The organism is Streptomyces sp. NPDC001135, assembly GCF_053598395.1.
This window is the reverse complement of the sequence record NZ_JBSFKD010000024.1, coordinates 144699-154055: the sequence shown is the minus strand read 5'-3', so window position 1 is coordinate 154055 and position 9357 is coordinate 144699. Positions and strand designations below refer to the sequence as shown.

8 protein-coding genes are annotated in these 9357 nt (G+C 69.9%); all 8 read right to left on the bottom strand.

The genetic code is table 11. The annotated features are described in order from the left end of the window. A partial coding sequence (locus tag ACWC94_RS27075; protein WP_450799673.1) for an AMP-binding protein occupies window positions 1–2398 on the bottom strand: 2398 nt, incomplete at its 3' end. A 91-nt stretch (window positions 2399–2489) separates the two neighbouring features. Further along, the gene (fabG, locus tag ACWC94_RS27070; RefSeq protein WP_450799671.1) at window positions 2490–3263 is read right to left on the bottom strand and encodes a 3-oxoacyl-[acyl-carrier-protein] reductase; all 774 of its coding nucleotides are present in this window, start codon (window positions 3261–3263) and stop codon (window positions 2490–2492) included. Continuing rightward, window positions 3260–4381, bottom strand: coding sequence for a beta-ketoacyl synthase N-terminal-like domain-containing protein (locus ACWC94_RS27065; RefSeq protein ID WP_450799670.1), 1122 nt, complete (start codon window positions 4379–4381; stop codon window positions 3260–3262). The genes fabG and ACWC94_RS27065 overlap by 4 nt, the downstream gene beginning before the upstream one ends. After that, entirely contained in the window at window positions 4378–5616 is a 1239-nt protein-coding gene (locus ACWC94_RS27060) for a beta-ketoacyl-[acyl-carrier-protein] synthase family protein (RefSeq protein ID WP_450799684.1), read from the bottom strand. The genes ACWC94_RS27065 and ACWC94_RS27060 overlap by 4 nt, the downstream gene beginning before the upstream one ends. A 60-nt stretch (window positions 5617–5676) precedes the next feature. Next, window positions 5677–5937 (bottom strand): phosphopantetheine-binding protein, encoded by a 261-nt coding sequence (locus tag ACWC94_RS27055; RefSeq protein WP_450799668.1) that lies wholly within the window; start codon window positions 5935–5937, stop codon window positions 5677–5679. Window positions 5938–5979: 42 nt separating this feature from the next. Next, window positions 5980–7218 carry a cytochrome P450 family protein gene (locus ACWC94_RS27050; RefSeq protein ID WP_450799666.1) on the bottom strand — a complete coding sequence of 413 codons (1239 nt, stop codon included), beginning with the start codon at window positions 7216–7218 and terminating at the stop codon, window positions 5980–5982. 63 nt (window positions 7219–7281) lie between these two features. Continuing rightward, window positions 7282–8397 (bottom strand): zinc-binding dehydrogenase, encoded by a 1116-nt coding sequence (locus tag ACWC94_RS27045; protein WP_450799664.1) that lies wholly within the window; start codon window positions 8395–8397, stop codon window positions 7282–7284. Further along, a complete protein-coding gene (locus tag ACWC94_RS27040) occupies window positions 8394–9215 on the bottom strand; it encodes a phytanoyl-CoA dioxygenase family protein (RefSeq protein ID WP_450799662.1) in 822 nt (273 codons plus the stop codon). Before ACWC94_RS27040 ends, ACWC94_RS27045 begins: the two co-directional genes overlap by 4 nt. Window positions 9216–9357 lie beyond the last annotated feature (142 nt).

Sequence of the window (9357 nt, the reverse complement as noted above, 5' to 3'; positions counted from 1 at the left end):
CGCGGGCCAGGCCGGTGCCCGCCAGGTACAGTTCGCCGGCCACACCCACCGGTACCGGAGCCAGAGCGGCGTCCAGCACGAACACCCGCGTGTTCAGAATGGGTCCGCCGATCGAGGGCGTGCCCGTCCCGGAGAGGGGGCCGCTCATGGTGGCGCAGACGGTGCTCTCGGTCGGACCGTAGGCGTTGATCATCGTCCGGCCACGGGACCAGTCACCCACGAGGGAGGCCGACGGCGCTTCGCCGGCGACCACCAGCGTCGACACCGTGGGCAGGGAGTCCGCGGCCATGGTCGCCAGCGCGGCAGGCGGGATCGTGGCGTGGGTGATGCGGTGCTCGGCGGCCAGCTCGGCCAGCGCACGTCCGGGCACCAGGCGCTCGTCGGCGGCGACCACCAGGGTGGCGCCGGTCAGAAGAGCCATGCACCATTCCCAGAACATCGCGTCGAAGCTCGCTGACGCGAACTGCAGAACCCTGCTGTCCGGGCCGACGCCGAGTCCCTCGGCCTGCTGTACGACAAGACTCGCGGCGCCGGTGTGCGACACGGCGACGCCCTTGGGGGTGCCGGTGGAGCCGGAGGTGTAGATGACGTAGGCCGGGGACTGGGGGAGGACGACGCCGCGACGCTCACCGGGGGTCACATCACCCGTCGGCAGTTGCGCGAGTTCGCCGGTCACCGCGGGGTCGTCCAGCAGCACGCGGGCGACACCCTCCGGCAGGCGGTCGGCCGCCGCGGCGGTCGTCACCATCAGCACCGGGCTCGCGTCCCGCACCATGAAGGCGAGGCGCTCCGCCGGATACTCCACGTCCAGGGGCAGATAGGCGGCGCCGGTCTTGAGGACCGCCAGCACGGCGACGATCAGTTCGGCCGAGCGGGGTACGGCGAGTGCGACCAGCTGCTCGGGTCCGGCGCCCCGGGCGATCAGCAGGCGTGCCAGACGGTTGGCCCGCTCGTTCAGCTCGGCGTACGACAGCTCGGTGGCGTCGAAGACCAGTGCCGGTGCGTCGGGCGTGGCGCGCACCTGCGCCTCGAAGGCGTCGGAGAGCACACCGGGTACCACCGTGTCCCGGCTCGTGTCGTTCCACTGCACCACCAGCCGGCCGCGCTCATCCGCCGAGAGCAACTCGGCCTGGGCGATGGGCTGTTCGGCGTCCGTGAGGGCGGACTCGAGGAAGCGCAGGAAGCGCTGTTGCTGCGCGGTGACCTCGGACTCGGTGTAGAGCTTCGGGTTCGCGTCGAAGTCGAGGCGGATGTCCTGACCGTCGTGAGTGTCGTAGACGGCGATCGAGAGATCCTCGACGGGACCGTTGGAGATGTTGTGGAAATGGGTGCGGTGGGGCCCCATGCGCAGGTCGTAGTCGAACGACATGTAGTTGACGAGGGGGCTGAAGATCCCCTGGCGTCCGCTGAGGGCGGGCAGCTCGCGGCGCAGCTCGTCGCTGCTGTACCGGAGGTGACGCAGGGCGTGGAAGGTCTCCTGCGAGGTCCGCCGGACGAGGTCCGCCATGGCCGTGCCGGGGCCGGCAGGCAGACGGAGCGGTACGGCGTGCGCGAGCATGCCGGGGATGCGGCGCAGCCGGGCGCTGTCCCGGCCGGTGACGGCGAGGCCGAGGACGACCTCCTCGGCGCCGGTCATCCGCTGGACGTACGCGGCCACCGCGGCGGTGATCGTGCCGGGGACGGTGGTCCCGGTGTTCGCGGCCGTCTTGCGCACCAACTCCGAGATGCCGTGCGGGAGGTAGGTCGTGCGCCGCAGGAAGGTGGACGGCATGGACGTGGGCGGGGCGGCGAGCCGGGCGGCTTCCGGGGCGTCGCGGAAACGGTCCAGCCAGTGGGCCCGGCTCCTCTCGTACTGCCGGGACCGGCGGTAGTCCGCTTCGTCCTGGAGAAGCTCGGCCAGCGACCCGAAGCGGGTGGCCGGCACCTTCTGGCCGTCGGCGAGCGCCGTGTAGACCTCCGCCACCCGGCGGATGACGAGAGAGACGCTCAGCGCGTCGAGCACGATGTGGTGGGTGCCCTGGTACCAGAAGAAGCGGTCGGGGCCGGCGGTGAGGAGTGCCTGGCGGAAGAGCGGGGCCTGCGTGAGGTCGTACGGCTTGGCGAGATCGGCCCGCATCCACTCCTCGGCGGCGGCGCGCGGGTCGGGGGCGCCGCTGACGTCGATGCGGTGGAGGGGCCAGGGTGCCGGCGCGGGGTCGAGGATCTGCCCGGGTTCGCCGCTGTGCTCGACGAACCGGACATGGAGGGACTCGGCCTCGCCGACGGCCCGACGAAGCGCCGCTTCGAACAGGGCCGGGTCGATCGGGCCGAGTATCTCCAGGTAGCCACCGACGTTGTAGATCGGGTTGTCCAGATCGAGTTGCTGCGCGAGCCATACTTCGCGCTGTGCCGAGGTCAACGGCAGGACTGTTCCACGGCGGCCACCGGACAACGTCTTGCTCCTGTCTTCACGCATGTCAATAAGCCGTTGAGAAGCGCAGAACGCGCTGTCAGAGGGTGATTCCACCGTGGATCTCGAGCACGCTGCCCGTGATGTACGCGGCGGCGTCCGAGGCCAAGTAGGAGATCAGATCGGCGACTTCCTCCGCGCGGCCGAAACGCCGGAGCGGAACGGCCTGGAGCAGTTGTTCCCTGGCCTTGTCGCTCAAGGCGTCGGTCATGTCGGTGTCGATCAGTCCCGGTGCCACCACATTGGCCCGGATACCGAACCGCCCCACCTCTTTGGCCAGTGCCTTGGTCAAGCCGATGATTCCGGCCTTCGACGCCGAGTAATTCGCCTGCGAGGGGTTTCCGTACACGCCGGAGACCGAGGACAGATTGATGATGGAGCCCGACTTCCGCTTCATCATCGGCACCACCACGGCTCGGTTGACGTGGTAACTGCCGTCGAGGTTGGTGTCGAGCACCTGGTGCCAGTCGTCATCGCTCATGAGCATGAGGGGCTTGTCCCTCGTGATACCGGCGGAGGTGACGACGGCCTGGATCGGGCCCAGCTCCTTTTCGGTGCGGGTCACCCAGGCGCGGACCGCCTCCCCGTCCGCGACGTCGACCTGTGCGGCCAGCGTCCGGACCGGAAGGTGGGCGAGCTCCTGCCGGAGGGACTCCGCCATGGCGGCGTTCGACCGGTAGCAGAAGCTCACGTCGAAGCCGTCCCGCGCCAGTCGCAGCACCGCCGACCGGCCGATGCCCCGGGAACCCCCGCTGACCAGGGCCACGCGGCGGGCCCCGGATTCCTTCGCGTGGTGCGTACGGTCGTCGCTCATCGGTGCTCACCCCCGGTCCTGATCAGCGCGCAGGCCACGGTGCCGTCCCGGTCGACGGAGGTGATCAGGGCGATCTTCCCGGCGGCCTCCGGATCGGCGTCCGCGACGCTGAGGACCGCGGCGATCTGGAACGCCGCGCTGGCGGCGCCGGTGTCGCCCAGCAGATCGGTCACATTGATCCAGCGGGTGTCCGCGCTCCGGAACGACGCGTGCAGCGCATCGCTCTCCTCCTCGGCGGCCTGCGTCCTCACCCCGGAGGGGACGACGGCCCACACGTCCTCGGGGCGCAGGCCGGTGCGCCGCAGAGTGTCCGCGACACAGGCGGCGACCGCCTCCCGGACGGCACCCGGCGCATGGGCGCGGGACCGCACGTCCAGGATTTCGGCGAGCGGCGGACGCTCTGCCGTGTCCTCCCCGGCCGTCTCGATGAGGAACATCGCGCTGCCCTCGCCGAGGACCGTCTCGGCCGGTGTCCGGCCGCGGCGGTGGTGTTCGATCCAGGAACGCGCGTGGGAGAACTCCTCCGCCGCTCCGCACAGGATCCTCTCGGCACGGCCGGAAGCGAGCAGCCGGCGCGTGTAGTTGAGGACGAGCAGCCCCGCGGACTGGCCGCCGGCCAGGGTGGCGTTCGGCCCCTTGAGACCGTGCCAGATCGCGCACTGCCCGGCCGCGCAGTTCATCACCGCGTACGGCATCAGCGCCGGGTCGACCAGAAACGGCTTGGACTTCCGCATCGACGTGCGGGTGTAGCCCATCATGCTCTCGGCACTGCCGGTGGTGGTGCCGAGCACCAGGCCGGTGCCCTCACCGGTGGGGATCGGCGCGCCGGCGCCGGCGTCCTCGGCCAACAGCTCCGCCGTCACGCCGACCGCCAGACCCGTCACCCGGTCCATGTCCCGGGTGCCCTTCTTGCCCAGCAGTTCGCGGGGGGAGAAGTCAGGCACCAGACAGGCCTGGCCGTCCGGGGTGGACCACTGCTCCGCGTCGACGGCGGACACCGTCTTCCGGCCGGTACGAATACCGTCCTGGAAGGCGTTCCGCCCCAGTCCGAACGGAGAAATGGCCGACCAACGCGTGATGACAAGGCGACGACCGCCGGAGAGGCCCTGGGCTGTCACTGGGAGTTCCTCTCGTCCTCGTACTTGCCGAATATCGCGACGGCGTTGTTCCCGCCGAATGCCATGCCGTTGTTCTGGACGATCCTGAGGTCCGCCTCGACGGCCTCGTTGGGAACGCAGTCGATCCGGCATTCCGGGTCGGTGGCGACATGGTTGATGGTCGGCGGAATGAATCCGTTGGTGATCGCCAGGGCGCAGCCGATGGCGGAGAGTGCGCTCGCCGCGCCCATGGTGTGACCGAGCATCGACTTCATCGAGACGGTGCGCGGCGGATTGTCTCCGAAGAGATCGCGAATGGCCCGGGTCTCGGTGATGTCGTTGGCTTTGGTGCCGGTCCCGTGCGCAGAGATCATATCGATCTGGCTCGGGTCGATGCCAGCGTCTTTCAAAGCCAGTTCCATGCAGCGCGTCACGCTTTCCTGCTGCGGCGCCACCTGGTGATAGGCATCGCAGTTCATGCCGTATCCCAGAACTTCGGCGTAGATGCGCGCACCGCGGGCCAGCGCGGTTTCCAGGGGCTCCAGCATCAGCACACCGGCGCCCTCTCCGGTGAGGATGCCCTTGCGGTCCTTGTCGAAGGGACGGCACACGTCCGGGGCGATGGTGCCCAGCCGGTAGAAACCGGTGAACGTCTTACGGCAGATGGCGTCGGCGCCACCGCACACGGCGAAGTCGGCCTCGCCGGAACGGACCGCGTCGAAGCCGCTGCCGATCGCGTAGTTTCCCGCCGAGCAGGCCGTGGCCATCACCGTCGTCTCGACGTCGGTGAGCCCGAGTTCCTGTGCGATGGCCGTGGACAGCCGCATCGGGCTCACCCGACCGGCGATCTGCGCGGGCAGGTTCTCGATGCCGTCCCGCAGTTCCGCCGCCACGAGCCGGTCCAGGTCGTGTGATTCGCCGTCGGTGGTGCCGACGGAGATGATGCCCCGTCGGCCGTCGAGGGCGGCGGAGGTCAGCCCGGCGTCCCTGACGGCCATCCGGGCCGCCGCGACGGAGAACTGGGTGGCCCGCCCCAGGCTCTCCGGATCGAGCTCGGAGATCCAGCGTTCGGGCTCGAACCCGGTGACCTCGCAGCCGTTGGAGTGCGCGAAACCCGCGGTGTCGAACTGGCTGATGGGCCCGGCACCGCTGCGTCCGGCGCGCAGCGACGCGGCGAACTCCTCGGCGCCGATGCCGATGCTCGAGACGACACCCAGACCGGTCAGCACCACTCGGCGTGGCGAGGCACCCGGCATGACGTCAAGCGGCGCCATGGACATCAGCCTCCCGCCCGTTGAAGATGGAGGACACGTACGTCACCAGCCCATGGTTTCGGCGACGACTTCGTAGACACCCTGCAGATTGACCATGCGCACGAGGTTGGCCTGGTCGATCTCGATGTCGAATTCCTCCTCCAGGGCAGCGAGGATCTCGATGGCCTGGAGGGAGTCCGCGCCGTGCTCCTCATGGAAGAGGCTGGTCAGGGTGACCTCGTTCTCGTCGAGCTCGAGCCGGTCGCACACGGTCTTCTTCACCCTGAGCAGGTTGCTGTCGTTCTGCAGGTCGTCCGTTCCCATTTCAGTCCTCGTTTCGTTGTCTGGTGTGGTGGCGGGAAAGGCTTACGCGGTGCGTGCCCAGGTGATCGGCAGCTTCTCCAGGCCGCGCATGATCACACTGGACCGCCATGTCAGGGAGTCCGGTTCGACGGCGAGTCGTGCCTCGGGGAAGCGCTTCAGGAACGCGCCGATGGCGACTTCCGCTTCGAGCCTGGCCAGTGGAGCGCCGACGCAGTGGTGAATTCCGAATCCGAAGCCGAGGTGTCCGCCGAGCGGGCGGGTGATGTCGAGTTCGTCGGGACGGTCGAACTTCCGACCGTCGCGGTTGGCCGCCGCCAGGCCCAGGAAGACGATCTCCCCGGCCGGAACGCGGACGCCCCCTATGTCCACCGGGGCGGCGGTGAACCGCATCGTGGCCATCGGAGCCGGGCCGTCGTAGCGCAGCAGTTCCTCCACGGCGCCACGGGCCAGGCCCGGATCCGCGCGCAGTGCCGCCCGCTGGTCGTCGTGGCGGAGCAGTGCGAGGATCCCGTTGCCGATGAGGTTGACCGTGGTCTCGTGACCGGCGACCAGGAGCAGCATCGTCATGGAGACCACTTCGAGCCGGTCCAGCCGGTCCCCGTCGTCGCTGACCTGGATGAGGTCGGAGAGCAGGTCGTCCGCCGGCTGGGCGCGCTTGGCCGCGATGACCTGCATCAGGTATCCGCCCATGGCCATGGACGCGTGCCGTGCGGCCTCCGGCGGGCCGGAGCCGACCAGTGCCTTGGACCACTCGCGGAAGGTCTCGCGCTCCGCGAGGGGGATGCCGAGCAGTTCGCAGATGACCGCGATCGGCAGGGGAAAGGTGAAGTTGCGGACGAGGTCGACGGGGTCGCCGTTCTTCCCGAGCGCTTCCAGCCCGTCGAGCAGTTCGTCGGCGATGCCGGCCACGCGCGACCGCAGCTGTTCGACGCGACGGGTGGTGAACGCCTTGACCACCAGCTTGCGGAGCCGAGTGTGGTCGGGAGGGTCGGAGTTGAGCATGTTGGCCGCCAGCGTCTCGGGCGCCGACGAGGGGGCCTTGACGGAGGCCAGCTTGCGTTCGACGAGAGCCCTCATACGGCCGGCATCCTTCGACAGACGCTCGTCGGTGAGGGCCGCGCGGACCTCGTCGTAGTCGGTGACGACCCAGACGGGCAGGCCGTTGGGCGTCGTCGCCCGGTGCACCGGGCCGGCCGCGCGCAACCGGGCGTACACGCTGTACGGATCCTGCATGTAGGCATCACCGAAGAGTTCGGTGTCCTCGAGTCGAGTGCCGTGCATGTCTTGCTCCTCGGGCCGTGCGCGGCGCGCACATGGCGGGCGGTCGGATCGCGGGAAGGGGGGTCAGGACGTTCGGAGGACGGCCTTGACGACCGTGCCGTCCGCGACGGCCCGCATGGCCTGCCGGACGTCCGCCAGCGGGAAGGGGACCACCAGGCTCCGGAGGTCGAATCGCCCGCACAGCGCGGGGAGCAGCCTCACGTACTCGACCAGATGGGCACCGCTGAAGGCCCAGGAGCCGCGGATGTCGAGCTGCCGGTGGACGATCTGGTGGGGGTTGAGCAGCGTGTCGCCGCTGTCGGTGTACTGGCCGACGACGAGGTACGAGCCGCCGCGCCGGGCCAGCGTCAGGCCCTGGGCGACCGCTCCGGGCACGCCCGCGCACTCGATGACCAGGTCCGCGCCGGCGCCTCCGGGCGTCAGCGCGCGAGCCTCGTCGAGGGCCTGCCGGGGGTCCGCGTCGCCCACGATGTCGATGTGGTGGTCCCCGATGCCGCACCGCGCGGCCAGGTCCAGCCGCTGACGCGGGCCGCCGATCAGGACCACCTTCGCCGCGCCCGCCAGCTGCGCGAGCGCCGCGGCCGCCAGGCCGACCGGTCCGCTGCCCTGGACGATCACGGTCTCCCCGACCCGTACCGGGCGCCGCTCGTACAGGGCGTGCACCATGGTCGGTCCGGCGCACGCCAGCGACATGGCGGCCAGCTCGTCGACGCCCTGGTCGAGCTTGACGACGACCGCACCCGGGTGCAGGAGAATGGTTTCCGCCCAAGCGCCCGCGAGTCCGGACCCCTCGGAGAGCGGACGGTTGACGCCGTAGGTCCGGCGCGCCTCGCACAAGGTGGGCTCACGGTGCTGCCGGCACGGCACGCACTGGCCGCAGGCGATCGACGAGGCCCACATCACCGTGTCGCCGACCCGCAGCTGTGCGCCGAGCGCGTCTCGGTCGGCCCCGGCTCCGAGGGTACGGACGGTGCCGAGGCCCTCGTGACCGAGTGTCAGCGGGGTGGGAATCGGCAGGTGGCCCTGCTGGAGGTGCAGATCGGTTCCGCAGATGCCGCCGTAGCCGACGTCGACGAGCACCTCGCCCGCACCCGGCTCGGGCACGGGCAGCCGGCGGATCTCGACCGGCTGCCCGAACTCCTCCAGCACCGCCGCCGCAGCGGTCTGACGGGGCGTCATGCTCCGGCTCCCGTCACGGAGGCGGCCACGGTCTCCAGCGGCCTCGCCTGCGGCACCAGCGGCGTGGTGTCCCGGCCCACGAGGTATTCCGGACGCGGCTCGCCCAGCGGGCGGGGGGCGTTGGACGAGGCGTTGTACGTCGTGATCAGCAAGTCGCGGGGGAAGGGTGAGATGTTGGGCGCCGAGCCGTGCACGATCTCCGTGGAGAAGAAGACGACGGTCCCGGCCGGCCCCTTCGGGCTGGTCATCTCGTGCACCCCGACGAGCCGGGAGAGGTCCTCGGCGGACAGCATGTAGTCGTGCGGGTCGATGTGCTCCGCCGCTTCGTGGCCCTGCTGGCGCCGGCTCGCCTCGGAGCCGAGCCGGTGCGATCCCCGCAGGAAGACCACCGGTCCGTTGAACTCGGTGACGTCGTCCAGGAACACGGCCGCGTTCACGGCACGCGGCTGCGGCATCCGGTCGGCGTCGCGCCACACGGGGTAGTCCTGGTGCCATGCCCAGGACTCGCCCCCGAAGGGCCGCTTCGTGTTGACCTTGAACTGGTGCACGTAGAGGTCCTGGTCCACCAGTTGCATGGCGGGGCCGAGGAGCCGCTCGGAGGATACGAGGTCACGGAAGAGCGGGTGCCGGGTGTGCGAGGCGTAGACCGCCCGCATCGTCTCCCCGTCGTCCTCCGTGATCAGGTGCGGTCCCTTGACCGTCACGTCCTCGGCGAGCGCGCTCTTGATGGATGCGAGCTCGGCCTGCGAGAAGACTTCCGGCACAAGGACGAATCCATCGCGGTGGTACTGGGCCAGCATCTCTTCCGACAGCTTCAAGAAAGCCTCCTTGATAGCGAAATCCGACGTCCGCGTCCATCCTCGACCGGCATTCATGGTCATGGTTCCCCGTTGAACCCGGGATTGTCCGGACACGCCTGCCGACGGGGCAGGCTTGAAAAACGCCGGAATTCGGGCGCAT

Coding starts and splice junctions, on each gene's coding strand:
- ACWC94_RS27060 (WP_450799684.1), bottom strand. CDS start 5,616: ATGCCGGGTGCCTCGCCACGCCGAGTGGTGCTGACCGGTCTGGGTGTC.
- ACWC94_RS27050 (WP_450799666.1), bottom strand. CDS start 7,218: ATGCACGGCACTCGACTCGAGGACACCGAACTCTTCGGTGATGCCTAC.
- ACWC94_RS27055 (WP_450799668.1), bottom strand. CDS start 5,937: ATGGGAACGGACGACCTGCAGAACGACAGCAACCTGCTCAGGGTGAAG.
- fabG (WP_450799671.1), bottom strand. CDS start 3,263: ATGAGCGACGACCGTACGCACCACGCGAAGGAATCCGGGGCCCGCCGC.
- ACWC94_RS27045 (WP_450799664.1), bottom strand. CDS start 8,397: ATGACGCCCCGTCAGACCGCTGCGGCGGCGGTGCTGGAGGAGTTCGGG.